Below are 17,179 nucleotides of genomic sequence, written 5' to 3' on the forward strand. Positions count from 1 at the left end.
ACTGGGTTTTTTTCGCCCACCGGATTCCTTGCCATGCGTTTCGAAGGCTCATCGCAGTACGTCGCCACCGACGATCTCAAGCTCGCGGTCAACGCCGCGATGACGCTGCAGCGCCCGCTCCTCATCAAGGGCGAGCCCGGTACCGGCAAGACGATGCTCGCCGAGGAAGTCGCGGCGGCGCTCGGCATGCCGCTTCTGCAATGGCACATCAAGTCGACGACGAAAGCACAGCAGGGCCTCTACGAATACGACGCCGTCTCGCGCCTGCGCGATTCCCAGCTCGGCGACGAGCGCGTGAAGGACATCCGCAATTACATCGTGAAGGGCGTGCTGTGGCAGGCGTTCGAGGCCGACCAGCAAACCGTGCTCCTCATCGACGAAATCGACAAGGCCGACATCGAATTCCCGAACGACCTGCTGCGCGAGCTCGACCGCATGGAGTTCTACGTCTACGAGACGCACGAGCTCGTGAAGGCGAAGTACCGGCCGCTCGTCATCATCACGTCGAACAACGAGAAGGAACTGCCCGACGCGTTCCTGCGCCGCTGCTTCTTCCACTACATCAAGTTCCCCGAGCCGTCGACGATGAAGGACATCGTCGAAGTGCACTTTCCGGGCATCAAGCAGGAGCTGCTCGCCGCCGCGATGCAGAGCTTCTTCGAATTGCGCAACGTGTCGGGGCTGAAGAAGAAGCCGTCGACGTCCGAACTGCTCGACTGGCTGAAGCTCCTGCTCGCTGAAGACATTCCGCCCGAAGCGCTGCGCTCGACCGATCAGAAGCAGATCGTGCCGCCGCTGCATGGCGCGCTGCTCAAGAACGAACAGGACCTGAATCTCTTCGAGCGCCTGCTCTTCATGAACCGCAACAACCGTTGATCGACATCAAGGAATCGAACGCATGAGCCGCTGGATCGAACCCGTCACGCTCGAAGGACAACACGTCAAGCTCGTTCCGCTTTCGCTCGAACACGAAGCGGCGCTCGAAGCCGCCGCCGCCGACGGCGAATTGTGGAAGCTCTGGTACACGAGCGTGCCCGCCCCCGGCGCGACGCGCGCGTGGATCGAAGCCGCGCTCGCGATGCGCGATAACCTCGGCGCGCATCCGTTCACCGTGATCGATGCGAAGACGGGCAACGTCGTCGGTTCGACGCGGTACTTCAACGTCGAAGCGGCACATCGGCGGCTGGAAATCGGGCATACGTGGTACGCAAAACGCGTGCAGCGCACGGCGCTCAACTCCGAAGCGAAGCTGCTGCTGCTTTCCCACGCGTTCGAGAAGCTGAACGCAATCGCCGTCGAGTTCCGGACGCATTTCATGAACCATCAGTCGCGCGCGGCGATCGCGCGGCTCGGCGCGCGGCAGGACGGCATCCTGCGTAATCACCAGATCGGCAAGGATGGCGCGTATCGCGATACCGTCGTGTTCTCGATCATCGAATCGGAGTGGCCGGCCGTGCGGATTCATCTCAAGCACCGGCTGGAAAGCTGAGGCTCACACCATGCTGATCGACTTCTTCTACTCGTTGCGCGGCGCGAAGCTGCCGGTGTCGGTGAAGGAATACCTGACGCTGCTCGAAGCGCTCAAGGCGCAGGTGATCGCGCCGTCCCTCGACGAGTTCTACTTCCTCGCGCGCATGACGCTCGTCAAGGACGAGAAGTACTTCGACAAGTTCGATCAGGCGTTCGGCGCGTATTTCCATGGCGTCGCGACGCTCGATGAAACCGCGTTCGACGTGCCGCTCGACTGGCTGAAAAAGCGCATGGAGCGCGATTTCACGCCCGAGGAGAAAAAGCAGATCGAAGCGCTCGGCGGCCTCGACAAGCTGATGGAGCGCCTGAAAGAGCTCTTCGACGAGCAGACCGGACGCCATGAAGGCGGCAGCAAGTGGATCGGCACGGGAGGCACGTCGCCGTTCGGGCATGGCGGATACAACCCCGAAGGGATACGCATTGGCGGGGAGTCGTCGGGCAATCGCACGGCGGTGAAGGTGTGGGACGAGCGTGCGTATCGCGATTACGACGATCAGGTCGAGATCGGCACGCGCAACATCAAGGTGGCGCTGCGCCGCCTGCGCCGCTTCGCGCGCGAAGGCGCGGCCGAAGAGCTCGATTTGCCCGACACGATCCGCAGCACGGCCGCAAACGCCGGCTGGCTCGACATCAAGATGGTGCCCGAGCGCCACAACAACGTGAAAGTGCTGATGCTGCTGGACGTCGGTGGATCGATGGACGATCACATCAAGCGCGTCGAGGAGCTGTTCTCGGCGGCGAAGGCCGAGTTCAAGCATCTCGAGTTCTTCTATTTCCACAACTGCGTCTATGACTATCTGTGGAAGAACAACCGGCGGCGCCACGGCGAGCGCACGCCGACCTTCGACGTGCTGCACAAGTTCACGCCCGACTACAAGCTGATCTTCGTCGGCGACGCAACGATGAGCCCCTACGAAGTGCTGCAGCCAGGCGGATCGGTGGAATACAACAACGCCGAGGCGGGCGCAGTGTGGCTCAGGCGTCTCGCCGACCAGTTTCCGCATCACGCGTGGCTCAATCCGGAGCCTGAGCGGCTGTGGGAATACCGGCAGTCGATTTCGGTGATCCGGCAGGTGCTCGGCAACCGCATGTACGGCCTCACGCTCGCGGGCCTCGAAGCGGCGATGCGGGCGTTGTCGAAGTAGGCGCGCTGTCGCCTCGCGAGGTGAGCGCGTAACATGCGCGCTTTCTTCGACGCATCTCGCCGCATGTCCAACTCCACCGCCCTCTCGCCGCAGCCGCTGCGGCCTCTCTCCGATACCTCGGTGTCGGCCGTCGTCGCAGGCTTCGTCGCGATGATGACGGGCTACACCAGTTCGCTCGTGCTGATGTTTCAGGCGGGCCGCGCCGCGCATCTCACCGACGCGCAGATTTCCTCGTGGATCTGGGCGCTTTCGATCGGCATGGCGGTTTGCACGATCGGGCTGTCGCTGCGGTACCGCGCGCCGATCGTGATCGCGTGGTCGACGCCTGGCGCCGCGCTCCTCGTCTCCTCACTGCCGAACGTTGCGTATGCGGAGGCGATCGGCGCGTTCATCGTCTGCGCCGTGCTGCTTACTCTCGTCGGCCTCTCCGGCCTCTTCGACACGATCATGCGACGGATTCCCGCCGGCATCGCATCGGCGCTGCTGGCGGGCATCCTGTTCGAGATCGGCATCGAGATTTTCCGCGCGGCGCAGTTCCAGACGTCGCTCGTTCTCGCGATGTTTTTCACGTATCTCGTCGCGAAACGCCTCGTGCCGCGCTACGCGATTCCCCTGACGCTCGTCGCTGGAATCGCGGTCGCGGGCGCACTCGGGCTGCTCGATTTCAGCCGCTTTCACGTCGCGCTCGCGCGGCCCGTCTTGACGATGCCAATATTTTCGATCGCGGCGGCGGTCAGCATCGGTATCCCGCTCTTCGTGGTCGCGATGGCGTCGCAGAACGTGCCGGGCGTCGCCGTCCTGCGCGCCGACGGCTACACGACGCCGTCCGCACCGCTCATCGCGACCACCGGGCTCGCGTCGCTCGTGCTCGCGCCTTTCGGCTCGCACGGCGTGAATCTCGCGGCGATCACGGCGGCGATCTGTACCGGCCCCGAAGCGCACGCCGACCGCTCGAAGCGCTATATGGCCGCCGTCTGGTGCGGTATTTTTTATCTGCTCGCGGGTGTTTTCGGCGCAACGATTGCCGCTTTGTTCGCTGCGTTTCCGAAGGCGCTGGTCGTCTCGGTCGCGGCACTCGCGCTCTTCGGCTCGATCATGAGCGGCCTGGCGAACGCGATGCACGACGCGCGCCAACGGGAAGCGGCGCTTGTCACGTTCATGGTGACGGCTTCGGGCCTGACGCTGCTGTCGATCGGCTCGGCGTTCTGGGGCCTGGTCACGGGCGTGTTGACGCAGATCGTGCTGAACGCCCGCCGCGCCTAAGAGTAAGACTGAGACTGAAAGCGTCGCGCAATCTTCACACGATGAACGCATGCTGTCGGCACGGGTCGAACCGATGCCCGTCGCGCGGGTATCAGCGCGAACCGCGCACGCAGGAATAGAATGACTACAGGGCGCGCCGCGCGCGAAAAGCGCACGGCGTCGCGACCGATGTTCAACGCGGCCATCCGCATCCTTGACAAGGCGCCACCGCGCCGACGACTCGATATGACAACCGCTCTCGACCAGCTCAAGCAGTACACCACCGTCGTCGCCGATACGGGCGACTTCCAGCAACTCGAGCAGTTCAAGCCGCGGGACGCGACGACCAACCCGTCGCTGATCCTGAAGGCCGTCCAGAAGGACGACTACAAGCCGCTGCTCGAAAAGACCGTGAAGGAGCACGCGGGCAAGCCCGTCGGCCAGATCATCGATCATCTGCTGATCGCCTTCGGCACCGAAATCCTCAAGATCATCCCGGGCCGCGTGTCGACCGAAGTCGACGCACGCCTCTCGTTCGACACCAAGGGCTCGATCGCGAAGGGCCACGAGCTCATCAAGCTGTACGAAGACGCCGGCATCAAGCACGAGCGCGTGCTGATCAAGCTCGCGTCGACCTGGGAAGGCATCCGCGCGGCCGAGGTGCTGCAAAAGGAAGGCATCAACTGCAACATGACGCTGCTATTCGCACCGGCGCAGGCCGTCGCCGCCGCCGATGCGGGCGCGAAGCTGATCTCGCCGTTCGTCGGCCGCATCTACGACTGGTACAAGAAGTCGGCGGGCGCGGAATGGGACGACGTGAAAATGGGCGGCGCGAACGATCCGGGCGTGCAGTCGGTGCGCAAGATCTACGCGTACTACAAGAAGTTCGGCTACAAGACCGAAGTGATGGGCGCGAGCTTCCGCACGGTGAGCCAGATCACGGAACTGGCCGGCTGCGACCTGCTGACGATCAGCCCCGATTTGCTCAAGAAGCTCGCGGAGAGCAACGACACGGTCGAGCGCAAGCTGTCGCCGGAAGCGGTTGCGAACGATTCGATCGACAAGATCGCCGTCGATGAACCGAACTTCCGCTTTGCCGTCAACGACGACGCGATGGCAACAGAAAAGCTTGCCGAAGGCATCCGCACCTTCGCCGCCGATGCGATCAAGCTCGAAAAGGTGATCGCGGCGCTGCAATAACGTCGCTTGATTGGCAAGAACCAACGGCTCCGAAGCGTCATCGTTTCGGAGCCGTTTGACGTTTGTTGACCATGCGCGCGGACCAGGCGCGCGCACGCTGCACTAGACTTCCCGGACTGGCGGGCCGCCCGCCGCCGCACGGAGTCATCATGCGTCTCGAAACCTATCTCTTCTTCCGGCAACTGCGAAGCGGCGCTCGCGTTCTATCGCGAAACGATCGGCGCCGAAACGCTGTTTCTGATGCGCTTCAAAGACTCGCCCGAAGCCCCCGACACCCCGCCCGACTGACAGGACAAAGTCATGCACGCGACGTTTTGCATCGGCGACCGCGAAGTGCTTGCAACGGACGGCATGAAAGGCGCGCAGTCGAAGGGTTACGCTGGCTTCAGCCTGTCGATCGCCGTCCACGACACCGCATCCGGCGAGAAGCTCTTCGCCGCCCTCTCCGATGGCGGCCAGTCGCTGATTCCGTGGCAATCGACGTTCTGGACAAAGGGGTTCGGCATGCTCGTCGACCACCGGTTCGGCGTGCCGTGGATGGTCAGCGTCGCGCATGACGACGCAACAAAGGCCGCCTGAGTCAGCGGTTATCGAAAAAACGGCTGCGCGCCTTCGAGGTTCCAGTGACGCTCGATTTCGATCAGGCGCAGACGCAGCCGGTTCACCTGTTCGGCGAGCCGCATCGCGAGCCAGTGCATGCCCTGCATGTCGGCGTGCGGATGCGCGACGTCGATACCCGGCTTCACCTCCAGCTCGTACGCCGCCGCATGCAGCAAGCCGACTCGCCCGAAGCGCAGCGCCCGCGCCATCAGCAAGAGCGTTTGTCGCACGGCGCGCTCCTCGGCGCTGGAATCGGCGGTCAGCACGCGCGCGCTGCCGGCGTCGGACGTCGCCATCATCTCCAGCGCCGCGAGAATCGAACGATGCAGCCGCTGGATCTCTTCAAGCATCGAAACAGGTACGTCGATTTCCTTCGCCACCGAATCCATCAGCGAACGCGATTGTACGAGCCGCTGGCTCAGCACGAGAAAGCGCCGCGTGACCTGCTCGGGGTCGAGCGGCCTGCCTTCGAGGATCGCGGAATACAGGCGCGCGCATTCGCGCAGGTTGTCGGCAAGACGATAGCGCCACGAATACGTCGCGTATTGCGGCAGCACGAACGAAAAGCCGAGCGCGATCACGATGCCGATCAGCACGTTCGCCGTGCGCCACAGGCCGACGTCGAACGGCAGGTCGCCGTGGCCCGAGACGATCACCATCGTGATCGCAGTCAAGAGCGCGACGTAGCCCGCCTTGCCGATCGCGTAGTACGCGCAGGCGCCGGCGATCGCCGACATCAGCAGGAACGTCAGGAGCAGCGAGCCGAACACCGCCTGCACGATGATCAGCGACAGCCCGAGCCCCGCGCCCAACAGCGTGCCCAAAGCGCGCTCGGCCGCCTTCTTGCGGATGTTGCCGTGATGCTGCAACCCGCCGATGACGACGAGCAGGGTCACCGATGCCCACACGCCATGCGGAATGTTCACGCCGGTAGTCAGCGCGATCGATGCGATCATCGCGAGCGCGACGCGGATCGCGTGGATGAATTTCGCGTGCTTGTAGCGGAAATACGGCGACGCCACGACGTGCAGGAAGCGCCGTGTGTGGCTGCGGCGGGACGTCGGCGAATCGAGTGAAGGCATGATGGAGGCTCGGCCGCGGGGTCTGGGATCGATTCTACGGCGGCATCAGCTAAAACGCCCGCGACTTGCGTGGCGGGCGTTTTGGTTCATCGCGAGGCGTGCGCCCCGTTCAGTTTTCGACGACGTCGAGATAATCTTCCGGCTTTGTGTGATCGTGGGAACGCGTGAGCCCGATCATGCGCACGAGCACGCTGACGACGATCGACACCACCAGGTTCACCACCAGGGCCCACACCGCCGCATAGCCCGGCACGGCATAGCCGAAGAGATGCACGGTAAAGATCGAGCTCGCGAGCTTCAGCGACACCGCCATCCACGTACCGACACCGATCCCCACAGCCCAACCCAGCAGCAATCCCCGATGGTCGAGCACGCGCGTATAGAGGCCGAGCACGAGCGCGGGCAGCGTCTGGATGATCCAGATCCCGCCGAGCAATTGCAGCTGAATCGCGTAGGTGAGCGGCAGCGCGAGAATGAACACGACCGCGCCGACCTTCACCAGCAGCGACACCATCTTCGCGACGTTCGTCTCCTCCTCCGGCGTCATGCCGCGGTTCACGAACTCGCGATGCACGTTGCGCGTGTAGAGATTGGCCGCGGCGATCGACATGATTGCCGCCGGCACCAGCGCGCCGATGCCGATCGCCGCGAACGCCACTCCGACGAACCACGACGGGAAGTAGTGCAGGAAGAGCGCGGGCACCGCGAAGTTCGGCCCGAACGCCTTGAAGTACGGCGCGTATTCGGGCATGTCCTTCACTCCCGAGGCGAGCGCCATGTAGCCGAGGAGCGCGAGCAGCCCGAGCACCAGCGAATACGCGGGCAACAGCGCCATGTTGCGCCGGATCGTGTTGCCCGAATTCGACGACAGGATCGCCGTCACCGAGTGCGGGTACAGGAAGAGCGCGAGCGCCGAGCCGACCGCGAGCGTCGCGTAGGCGCTGTAGCCGTTGAGGCTCGCGGCATCGGGCGCTTTCAGCAGCAGCTTGGCCGGCGGAATCGTGCTGAAGATGTGGCCGAAGCCGCCCAACTGCGCCGGAATGACGATCATCGCGGCGATGATCGTGATGTAGATCAGCACGTCCTTGACCACCGCGATCATCGCGGGAGCCCGCAGGCCCGACGTGTACGTGTACGCCGCCAGGATCGCGAACGCGATGATCAGCGGCAGGTCGCCGACGAAGCCTTTCGTATCGAAGCCGAGGCCGCCGATCACCACTTCGATGCCGACCAGTTGCAGCGCGATATACGGCATCGTCGCGACGATGCCGGTCACCGCGACCGCGAGCGCCAGCATGCGGCTGTTGTAGCGCGCGCGCACGAAGTCAGCGGCGGTCACATAGCCGTGACGCTTCGCGATGCTCCAGAGCTTCGGGAACACGACGAACGCGAACGGATAAATCATGATCGTGTACGGCAGCGCGAAGAAGCCCATCGCGCCCGCGCCAAACACGAGCGCCGGGACGGCGACGAACGTGTAGGCCGTATAGAGATCGCCGCCGAGCAGGAACCACGTGACGACCGTGCCGAAGCGCCGGCCGCCGAGACCCCATTCGTCGAGCTGGCCGAGATCGCCTTTGCGCCAGTGCGCGGCGATGAAGCCGAGAATCGTGACGCCCACGAAGAACAGGACGAAGACCAAGGTTGCGGTGGAATTTATCATCGCGAAGCTCCCCGCTTGTGCGTCGGGAGCGCCTTGGTCTTCGAGTAGACGATCGCCGTGATCGCCGCGCTGACCAGCACCCAGAGCAACTGGAACCAGTAAAAAAACGGAAAGCCCCAGAGCTCGGGTTCGATCTTGTTATAGAACGGCACTGAGACAGCCCCGATCCAGGGGATCACCAGAAGCCACAGCCATTTCTTGTTGCGGGGTTGCCCCGTGCCGGTCGCAGCTTCGTGAGCCATGACGGTCTCCTATATTGTTCTTGGATTTGGTTGAGCCCAGCGCGTCGTCGGATAGACAGACCACTGAGCGGCAAGCGTCTCAAAATAACAGGAGGAGTATATGGATGCCTAATACAGGGTCAAGCAGGGCGAACCCCATGCATTCGACAGACGTGAAAGGAATATGTAATAAGGCGCACAGCCGCTGTGCGCCTGGGTTTCCGTCTTAGATCGCGAAGCGTTCCTGCGTGCCTTCGCTTACATGTTCCGCCGCCGATTTCGCGAGCGCGCGGACCCACTCGCGCGCGGGCAGGTTCAGTTCCTTTTCCACCAGCTTCGCGCGTTTTTCGAGCGCGGCGTACGGCACATCGAGATCCGGACCCGCGAACGCGATCGCCACTCGGTTGCCGTCGTGCACTTCGGGCAGCGCGATCACGCGGCCGTCGAAGGCTTCGTTCAGGCGCTTCATGTTGCGCACGAAGCTCGGGTGATCGCCGAACAGGTTGATCGTCACGACGCCCGCGTCCTGCGTCAGGCACGCGCGGCACGCGCGATAGAACGAGACGCTGTCGAGCACCGGGCCGCGCGCGGTGGCGTCGTAGACGTCGATTTGGAGCGCACCGATCGTGCCGTGATTCGCTCGATCGTTGACGAATTCCCACGCGTCCTGCTCGTTGACGGTGAGACGGGCGTCGTCGGAAGGAAGCTCGAACATCGTGCGCGCCGCGATCACGACGGCCGGATTCAGCTCGACCGCCTCGACCTTCGCGCGCTTCAGGAACTTGTGGCAGAACTTCGTGAGCGCGGCCGCGCCGAGGCCGAGTTGCACGATTCGCTTCGGCGTCTCGATGAAAAGCAGCCACGCCATCATCTGCTGCGCGTATTCGAGTTCGATGTGGTTCGGCTTCTTCAGGCGCATCGCGCCCTGGACCCATTCGGTACCGAAGTGCAGGAAGCGCACGCCGCCCTCTTCCGAGAACGTCACGGGCGCAAAGCGCGGCTTGCGCGGCGTGTCGATGCGCGGGGCGTCGTCGAGATCGTCGGCGCGCTCGCGCTTCGAGCGTTTGTCGTGCTTGTCGTGCTTGTCGTGTTTCTCGTGCTTCTTGCTGCCGAACGCGCGTGCTTCGGCAGACGCGCGCTTGATGAGTTTCGTCATGTCGTGAGGATCTCGCGCCACAGGCGCAATTTTTGGTCGAACGAGAGAATAGCATTCGCCGGACTCGACGACGGCAGCACGAGCGTCGCGTACCCCGCCGCGCGGATCACCGGCTCGAAGCGGCCCGATGTCTTGCCATTGAAGCAGACTTTTCGCAGTTGCGGCGCGTGCCGGCGAAAGGACGCGAAGTCGTTGGGATTCGCGTGGCGGATCGCGGCGTCGAGACTGCCTTCGCGCTCGCAGGCGGCGAGCACGTCCCACAAGCCGATGCCGTGCGCGAGCAGGCGTGCTATGCGGGCGTCGTAGGTAAGCTCGTGCAGCGATTCGCCGATCACCGTGCCGACCAGCCGCCAGAACTGGTTGCGCGGATGTGCGTAGTACTGCGTCGCCACAAGCGACGCGACGCCCGGGAAGCTGCCGAGAATCAGCGTGTGCGTGGCTTCATCGGCGATCGGGGGAAAGCCCTGAAGCATCACTTCGCCTCCGCGCGCGTTGCGCGTGTCGCGTGCGAGGCCAGATGCCCGAGCGGCCGCGAATGCTCGCGATGCGATTCATGCGGCGCCCCCGGCGACGACAGCCGCGCCCACAGCGCGGGCAACATGCATTCGGTGACCATCAGCGGCGCGCGATGCCGCTCGAATACCGATCGGCGCGCGACCAGCGTATGCGCCTTCGCGTCATCGATAATTCCCGCAGCGAGCCGATACAGCGCATGCCGCGCCGTCACGCGACGGCTTGCGAGCGCCGAACGCGCGACGCTGCTGTCGCTATAGAGAAGCTCCGCGAGCGGCCTTGTGCGCAGCGCGCGCATCGCCTGCCAGATGCCCGCGCTGCTATCGAGCGGCACGACACTGTGCGCCGCGACGAACGCCACGCCATCTACGCTCAGCACGACTTCGCGCACCCAGCACGGCGTGCGCGGCGCGACCCGCAGCGCGCGCCATTCGTCGGCGAACGGCACATCGACGGCTTCGCGCGTGACGTCGACCGTCACCGCGCCGAGCGTGCGCAAGTGCGCGGTGAGCGAGCCGCCGCGCGTCAGCCAGTCTTTCTGATCGTCAGTGAACGTGGGAAGCGGCGCGATGCGCCAGTGGGTATCGACGGGATTGGTGGGGATCGGCATGGCGGTGATTATAAAACCGTCATGCAGATAGGACGATTCGTATGGAACCAGCCATTTCGGCGATCGAAACTGCCGCGCCGGTCATGGCGATATGGCCGGTCTCGCCTCGCGCCCAACGATGCGAGTCGATCAAAACTCACTGAGAGGACATTCAATGTCGAACAATACGAAGCAAACATCCAAAACAGTTGCGCATCTCGCGGCTGAAACGTTGCATGACCCGAAGGCGTCGGCGATCGCGAAGAGCCTCGCGGCCTCCGCGCTTTCGCAAACTCACAGCGCCAGGCAGACGAGCGCCGAGATAGAACACAAGGCCAGCGAAGTCCTGAATAGCGACAAGTATTCGAAGGACACGAAGACGCTCGCGGCATCGGTGCTTGCACAAGCCAACAAGGAACGTAAGCTGAAGTAAAAAAACGCGCTGCCGGGGCAACCCGGCAGCGCGTTTTCCAATGAAGCGAAGCGCTATTTACCGTGCGAGCAACAGCGTATTCGTGCGCTTCACAAAACTCGCCGGATCTTCGAGCGAGCCGCCTTCCGCGAGCAGCGCCTGATCGAAGAGCAGGTGACACCAGTCGCTGAAATTCGCGCTGTCGCTGTTCAGGCCCTTCACGAGCGGATGGTCCGGATTCACTTCCAGGATCGGCTGCATCTGCGGCGCCTGCTGCCCCGCCGCCTTCAGCATGCGTTGCAGATAACCGCTCATGTCGCCTTCATCGGCGACGAGGCACGTCGGCGAATCGGTGAGACGGAACGTGAGGCGCACGTCCTTCGCCTTGCCTTCGAGCGCTTCCTTCATCTTCTCGACGAGCGGCTTCATCTCCTCGCCGACCTTGTCCTGCTGCTGCTTTTCCTCGTCGTTCAGCGCGCCGAGATCGAGGTCGCCGCGCGCGACGCTTGCGAGCGGCTTGCCGTCGAATTCGTTCAGGAACGACAGCATCCATTCGTCGACGCGATCCGTCAGCAGCAGCACTTCGACGCCCTTCTTGCGGAACACTTCGAGGTGCGGGCTGTTCTTCGCGGCCTGCCAGCTATCGGCGGTGACGTAGTAGATTTTCGTCTGCTCGGGCTTCATGCGCGACACGTAGTCGGCAAGCGACACGTTCTGCTCGGCCGTCGCGTTTTGCGTCGATGCGAAACGCACGAGCTTCGCGATGCGCTCGCGATTGCCGAAGTCCTCGCCGATGCCTTCCTTGAACACCTGCCCGAATTCGTTCCAGAAGGTGGCGTACTTCTGCTTGTCGGCCTCTTCCGTGGCCTCAGCCGAAGACGACGCGATCTCTTCCAGTATCGACAGCACGCGCTTGGTCACGCCTTCGCGGATCGCCTTCACGTCGCGGCTTTCCTGCAGGATTTCGCGCGAGACGTTGAGCGGCAGGTCCGACGAATCGACCACGCCCTTCACGAAGCGCAGATACTGCGGCAGCAATTGCTCGGCGTCGTCCATGATGAAGACGCGCTTCACGTACAGCTTCAACCCGCCGCGATGATCGCGGTTCCACAGGTCGAACGGTGCGTGCTTCGGCACGTAGAGCAGTTGCGTGTATTCGCTGCGGCCTTCGACGCGGTTGTGCGTCCACGCGAGCGGATCGTCGTGATCGTGCGACAGGTGCTGATAGAACTGCTTGTACTGCTCGTCCGTGATCTCGTTCTTCGCGCGCGTCCAGAGGGCGCTCGCCTGATTGACAGTCTCGTCCTCGTCCTTCGTGACCATCTCGCCTTTTTCCGCGTCCCACTCTTCCTTCGCCATGAGGATGGGCAGCGCGACGTGGTCCGAATACTTCTGGATGATCGACTTCAGGCGATGCGTGGACAGCAGTTCGTCTTCTTCAGCGCGCAGATGCAGCGTGATGGTCGTGCCGCGTTGTGCGCGTTCGATATCCTCGACCTCGAAGTCGCCCTCGCCCGCGCTCGTCCAGCGCACGCCGGCGCTCGCCGGCAGCCCGGCGCGGCGCGTCTCGACCGTCACTTTGTCCGCGACGATGAAGCCCGAATAGAAGCCCACGCCGAACTGGCCGATGAGCGCGGCGTCCTTCTGCTGGTCGCCGGAGAGCTTCGAGAAGAATTCCTTCGTGCCCGAGCGCGCGATCGTGCCCAGGTGCGAGATGGCTTCCTCGCGGCTCATGCCGATGCCGTTGTCGTCGATCGTGATCGTGCGCGCGGTTTTGTCGATGGACACGCGGATGCGGAGGTCCGAATCGTTTTCGTAGAGCGCGCTGTTTTCGATCGCTTCGAAGCGCAGCTTGTCGGCGGCGTCGGAGGCGTTCGAGATCAGCTCGCGCAGGAAGATTTCCTTGTTGCTGTAGAGCGAATGGATCATCAGATGCAGAAGCTGCTTCACTTCTGCCTGAAAGCTCATGGTTTCTTGCGCCACGGTCGGTTCCTCTAGTTGGGTTTTCGGTGGATTGACGGCAGCGGCGCCCTCGAAGGCGCGCGCTTTGTCCGAATTTGTCGAATCGTGCGACAAATTGGGGCTGACGCGGGATTTTCAAGAGGCGCGGCGAGCGGCCCTGTCGAGATGGCCCGCAAGCATCGCCGGGAGCGCCGGATCGCCGCAATTGGCGATGTTGAAGCGCATCCAGGTGGTCGGCGACTGGTGCGGCGAAAAGAGGCTTCCCGGCGAGAGCAGGAACCCCGCTTCGTGCCCGGCGGCGGCAAGCCCTTCGGAATCGACGCCCGCGTCGGCCCACAGGAACATGCCCGCGGACGGCTCCGAAAAGAGCCGGAAACCGGTGCGCTCCAGCATCCGCCCGGTCTTGTCGCGCACGGTGTCGAGCCGCGCGCGCAGGCGCTCGACGTGGCGCCGGTAGTGGCCTTCGGTCAGCACCTTGTAGACAACGCGCTCGTTCAACTCGGGACTCGTCATGCCGACGAGCATCTTCTGGTCGGTCAGCGCCTTCGCGACCTCCGCCGACGCCGCCACGTACCCGACGCGCAGATTTGCCGCCAGCGTCTTCGAAAAGCTGCCTAGGAAGATCACGCGCTTCAGTTGATCGAGGCTCGCGAGGCGCGTCGCGGCGAAGCCGGGCGGGCAGAGATCGCCGTAGATATCGTCCTCGACGACGATGAAGTCGTAGGTTTGCGCGAGTTGCAGGATGCGAAACGCCTGCGCCGCCGTGAGCGACGTGCCGGTCGGGTTTTGCAGCACCGAGTTGATCACGAGCATCTTCGGGCGCCAGGTCTGGACCATCGTTTCAAGCGCGTCGAGGTCGGGGCCGTCGGGCGTGTACGGCATGCCGACGAGCCGCGCGCCCTGCGACGCGAAGCGCCCGAACATCTGGAACCACGCCGGATCGCCGACGATCACAGTGTCGCCCGGCTGGACGTAGATGCGCGAAATCAGGTCGATCGCCTGCGTGATGCCGGACACGAGCACGATCTGCTGGGTCGACGCGCCGATCTCCAGTTCTTCCAGCCGCGTCTGCAACTGCTGGCGCAGCGGCAAAAACCCCTGCGGCGTGCCGAAGCCGAGCATCTGCGCGCCGCTCTGGCGGCTCATCGAGCGCAGCGCGTTGGTGAGCAGCTCGCCGTCGAGCCACCGTCCGGGCAGGTAGCCGAGTCCTGGCCCCTTTTCCGGGCTGGACGTATGCAGCATGTTGCGCAGCAACCAGACGACGTCGATCGTGCTCTGCACCGGTTCGCGCTCGGGCGTGGGGACGACGCTCAAAACGGCCGCCGGCGCCGCCCGGTCTCGCACGTAGAAGCCGGAGCCGCGCCGCGAGTCGAGATAGCCGTGCGCGACAAGCCGCTCGTACGCCTCGACGACCGTGAAACGCGACACGCCCTTGTCGAGCGCGAGCTTGCGGATCGACGGCATGCGCATGCCAGGGCGGAACACGCGCTCGTCGATGCGCCGCCGGCCCCACTGGACGAGCTGATCGACGAGCGTCAGTTGTGGCGCGTCGTGCGGGGCGGGAATCTGGTCGAGAGGTACGGACATGGGCGGCTCCGTCGTCGGGTAAGTTTGAAACGGAATCGGCTGAAAACTGTACCGAATAGTATGGGTCCGATTGTACCGTTACTGTGCAGGTGTTAGGCGCTACATTCGACATTCCCCGAGGCGAGCGGGGTCGCCAGGCGGTTTATGCTAGTGGCCCAGTTTTCGTAAGACGGATAGCCATGACTTCTCACGCCCTGAAACTCGATCATCTCGTCATTGCCGCGCGCTCGCTCGAAGAAGGCGAGCGGTTCGTCGTCGCGAAGTTCGGCGTCGCGACGGCCGGCGGCGGTGCGCATCCGCTGATGCGCACGCACAACCGGCTGCTGAACCTGTGGGGCGGCGCCTATATCGAAGTGATCGCGATCGATCCGGGCGCGTTGCCCGCCGATACGCCCCGCGCGCGGCTTTACGCGCTCGACGATCCCGCGTTGCAGCGGCGGATCGCGGACGGCCCGCAACTCGTGCATTGGGTAGCGCGCGTGGATCGGCCGAGGTCGCTCGGACGCTGGCAGGCGCAGTATCGAGAGCGCATCGCGCCGGTCGTACCGATGACGCGCGGTTCGAACACCTGGGGCCTGACCGTCCCCGACGACGGTGCGTTTCCTTCGTGGCAAGGCGCGGGCGACGGGATCGTACCCTCGCTGATCCAGTGGGGCACGCCTTTGCATCCGTCGACGGTGCTGCCGGAGACGGGCATCGCGCTGCGCTCGCTGACGGGGTTTCATCCGCAGGCGGAAATTGTCGCGGAACAGCTTGCCTGGCTGGGCGTCGAGCATTTGATGCGCGTCGAGACGACGGTTGGCGCACCTGCGATCGTCGCGGAGTTTGAACTGCCGGATGGGTCGGTCGTGACGATGGGGGAATCGGCGGAGTCGGTCGTTGCGGCGCGGCGCGCGGAAGCGGAAGCGGGCGAGGCGGCGAAGAAGGCGCGTCGGCGGGTGAAGGTGCAACCGCAGGCGCACTTGGCAGGGCAACCGCAGGAAGAAGCAGAATCGCCGGCCGCTGAAGCCGTATCGCGACCGGACTCGCGCACGGCGTCGGAACCTTCCGACGACGCCACCAACCCGCCAGCAACGACGCATCAACCCGAATAACCGGTCGCCGGGCGCGTCCCCCGACGACTCAAAACGCGCAAAGCGGTCATCCGAACCGCTGCGCTGAAAAACTGGAGAACCGCTCGTAATGAAGTCCCGCGAAACCGAAGGCATGCTGCTCGGCCTGATCGGCGTAATCATATTCAGCCTCACCCTGCCGATGACCCGCATCGTCGTGCAGGAAGTCCATCCGATCCTGAACGGGCTCGGCCGCGCGCTCGTCGCGGCGATCCCCGCCGCCGCCCTGCTCGCCTGGCGCCGCGAACGCTGGCCGACGTGGCCGCAGGTCAAGAGCCTCGGCGTCGTCGCGCTGGGCGTGATCATCGCGTTTCCGGTGTTCTCCGCCTGGGCGATGAAAACCGTGCCGGCGTCGCACGGCGCAGTCGTCAACGGGCTGCAGCCGCTGTGCGTCGCGATCTACGCGGCGTGGCTCTCGCACGAAAGGCCGTCGAAGGCGTTCTGGTTCAGCGCGCTCGCGGGCAGCGCGATCGTCGTCGCGTTCGCGTTGCAGGCGGGCGGCGGCGGCTTGCAGGCGGGCGACCTGCTGATGCTCGTCGCGGTCGGCATCGGCGCGCTCGGTTATGCGGAGGGCGCGCGGCTCGCGCGTCAGATGGGCGGCTGGCAGGTGATCTGCTGGGCGCTCGTGCTCTCGGCGCCGTTTCTGGTGCTGCCGGTCGGCTGGCTCGCCTGGGCGCATTACGCCGCGCACCCGGGGCCGCTCGCGCTGCGCACGTGGCTCGCGTTCGGCTACGTAACGCTCTTTTCGCAATTCATCGGATTCTTTGCGTGGTACGCGGGCCTCGCGATGGGCGGCATCGCGCGCGTCGGACAGGTGCAACTGCTCCAAATCTTTTTCACAATGGCGTTTTCAGCGCTGTTCTTCGGCGAACACGTGGAGGCGTCGACCTGGATTTATGCGGCTGCGGTGATCGCGACCGTTGTGATCGGCAGGAAAACGGCGGTGCGCACCGCGCCGCGTGCCGCCGTGGCGGCTGCGCCCGTCGTGCGGCCGACGAATTCGAGATGACACCGGCGTGCGGCTTCTCCGCCGCGTCCCGCTGCGATCGGGCCGACGCCAGCCGTCCGCCCGACGAACTCAAGATGGCGGCCCCGAGCGATAATGAATGTTTTCGAAACGCGCACCCGAAGTTGTTAAGACCGACCATCTGCCGTTGAACGGCAA

The 17,179-nt window shown here is 64.2% G+C and carries 16 protein-coding genes and 1 pseudogene; 9 read left to right on the top strand and 8 right to left on the bottom strand.

The annotated features are described in order from the left end of the window. Positions 1-33 precede the first annotated feature (33 nt). The 6 genes from AWB67_RS22630 (at position 34) to AWB67_RS43205 (ending at position 5,696) form a co-directional block, all read left to right on the top strand. Positions 34-876 (top strand): AAA family ATPase, encoded by an 843-nt coding sequence (locus tag AWB67_RS22630; protein WP_087658464.1) that lies wholly within the window; start codon positions 34-36, stop codon positions 874-876. Positions 877-898: 22 nt separating this feature from the next. Further along, positions 899-1,489: a GNAT family N-acetyltransferase gene (locus tag AWB67_RS22635; protein ID WP_087658465.1), complete on the top strand. Its 591-nt coding sequence runs from the start codon at positions 899-901 to the stop codon at positions 1,487-1,489. 10 nt (positions 1,490-1,499) lie between these two features. After that, positions 1,500-2,675 carry a vWA domain-containing protein gene (locus tag AWB67_RS22640; protein ID WP_087658466.1) on the top strand — a complete coding sequence of 392 codons (1,176 nt, stop codon included), beginning with the start codon at positions 1,500-1,502 and terminating at the stop codon, positions 2,673-2,675. A gap of 63 nt (positions 2,676-2,738) precedes the next feature. Further along, complete coding sequence (locus tag AWB67_RS22645; RefSeq protein WP_087658494.1) at positions 2,739-3,938, top strand: benzoate/H(+) symporter BenE family transporter; 1,200 nt, start codon at positions 2,739-2,741, stop codon at positions 3,936-3,938. 225 nt (positions 3,939-4,163) lie between these two features. Further along, complete coding sequence (tal, locus tag AWB67_RS22650) at positions 4,164-5,117, top strand: transaldolase (RefSeq protein ID WP_087658495.1); 954 nt, start codon at positions 4,164-4,166, stop codon at positions 5,115-5,117. 300 nt (positions 5,118-5,417) lie between these two features. After that, positions 5,418-5,696: a VOC family protein gene (locus AWB67_RS43205; protein WP_327366327.1), complete on the top strand. Its 279-nt coding sequence runs from the start codon at positions 5,418-5,420 to the stop codon at positions 5,694-5,696. Positions 5,697-5,704: 8 nt separating this feature from the next. Here the strand turns inward: AWB67_RS43205 and AWB67_RS22660 are convergent, their stop codons facing one another. The 6 genes from AWB67_RS22660 to AWB67_RS22685 all read right to left on the bottom strand — a co-directional run bounded on the left by AWB67_RS22660 (position 5,705) and on the right by AWB67_RS22685 (position 10,962). Further along, on the bottom strand, positions 5,705-6,799 hold the full coding sequence (locus AWB67_RS22660) for an FUSC family protein (protein WP_087658467.1): 1,095 nt from the start codon (positions 6,797-6,799) through the stop codon (positions 5,705-5,707). 109 nt (positions 6,800-6,908) lie between these two features. Continuing rightward, positions 6,909-8,459 (bottom strand): monocarboxylate uptake permease MctP, encoded by a 1,551-nt coding sequence (mctP, locus tag AWB67_RS22665; protein ID WP_087658496.1) that lies wholly within the window; start codon positions 8,457-8,459, stop codon positions 6,909-6,911. Then, entirely contained in the window at positions 8,459-8,704 is a 246-nt protein-coding gene (locus tag AWB67_RS22670; RefSeq protein ID WP_087658468.1) for a DUF3311 domain-containing protein, read from the bottom strand. The genes mctP and AWB67_RS22670 overlap by 1 nt, the downstream gene beginning before the upstream one ends. A gap of 205 nt (positions 8,705-8,909) precedes the next feature. After that, the gene (locus tag AWB67_RS22675) at positions 8,910-9,839 is read right to left on the bottom strand and encodes a class I SAM-dependent methyltransferase (RefSeq protein ID WP_087658469.1); all 930 of its coding nucleotides are present in this window, start codon (positions 9,837-9,839) and stop codon (positions 8,910-8,912) included. Then, positions 9,836-10,312, bottom strand: a complete 477-nt coding sequence (locus tag AWB67_RS22680) for a DNA-deoxyinosine glycosylase (RefSeq protein WP_200822283.1) — start codon at positions 10,310-10,312, stop codon at positions 9,836-9,838. The genes AWB67_RS22675 and AWB67_RS22680 overlap by 4 nt, the downstream gene beginning before the upstream one ends. After that, complete coding sequence (locus tag AWB67_RS22685) at positions 10,312-10,962, bottom strand: chorismate--pyruvate lyase family protein (protein ID WP_087658471.1); 651 nt, start codon at positions 10,960-10,962, stop codon at positions 10,312-10,314. The genes AWB67_RS22680 and AWB67_RS22685 overlap by 1 nt, the downstream gene beginning before the upstream one ends. A 154-nt stretch (positions 10,963-11,116) precedes the next feature. Here AWB67_RS22685 and AWB67_RS22690 point away from each other — a divergent pair, with 154 nt between their 5' ends. Beyond that, positions 11,117-11,374, top strand: a complete 258-nt coding sequence (locus tag AWB67_RS22690; RefSeq protein WP_087658472.1) for a hypothetical protein — start codon at positions 11,117-11,119, stop codon at positions 11,372-11,374. 57 nt (positions 11,375-11,431) lie between these two features. Here the strand turns inward: AWB67_RS22690 and htpG are convergent, their stop codons facing one another. Further along, positions 11,432-13,336, bottom strand: coding sequence for a molecular chaperone HtpG (gene htpG, locus AWB67_RS22695; RefSeq protein ID WP_087658497.1), 1,905 nt, complete (start codon positions 13,334-13,336; stop codon positions 11,432-11,434). A 114-nt stretch (positions 13,337-13,450) separates the two neighbouring features. Beyond that, complete coding sequence (locus tag AWB67_RS22700; RefSeq protein WP_087658473.1) at positions 13,451-14,902, bottom strand: aminotransferase-like domain-containing protein; 1,452 nt, start codon at positions 14,900-14,902, stop codon at positions 13,451-13,453. Positions 14,903-15,081: 179 nt separating this feature from the next. Here AWB67_RS22700 and AWB67_RS22705 point away from each other — a divergent pair. Both AWB67_RS22705 and AWB67_RS22710 read left to right on the top strand, forming a co-directional pair. Further along, positions 15,082-15,744: pseudogene (locus AWB67_RS22705) on the top strand (VOC family protein); the annotation flags it as partial. Positions 15,745-16,084: 340 nt separating this feature from the next. Further along, the gene (locus AWB67_RS22710) at positions 16,085-17,023 is read left to right on the top strand and encodes a DMT family transporter (RefSeq protein ID WP_087658475.1); all 939 of its coding nucleotides are present in this window, start codon (positions 16,085-16,087) and stop codon (positions 17,021-17,023) included. Positions 17,024-17,179: the final 156 nt, after the last annotated feature.

It is taken from the genome of Caballeronia terrestris (assembly GCF_001544515.1).
Taxonomy (GTDB): Bacteria; Pseudomonadota; Gammaproteobacteria; order Burkholderiales; family Burkholderiaceae; genus Caballeronia; species Caballeronia terrestris.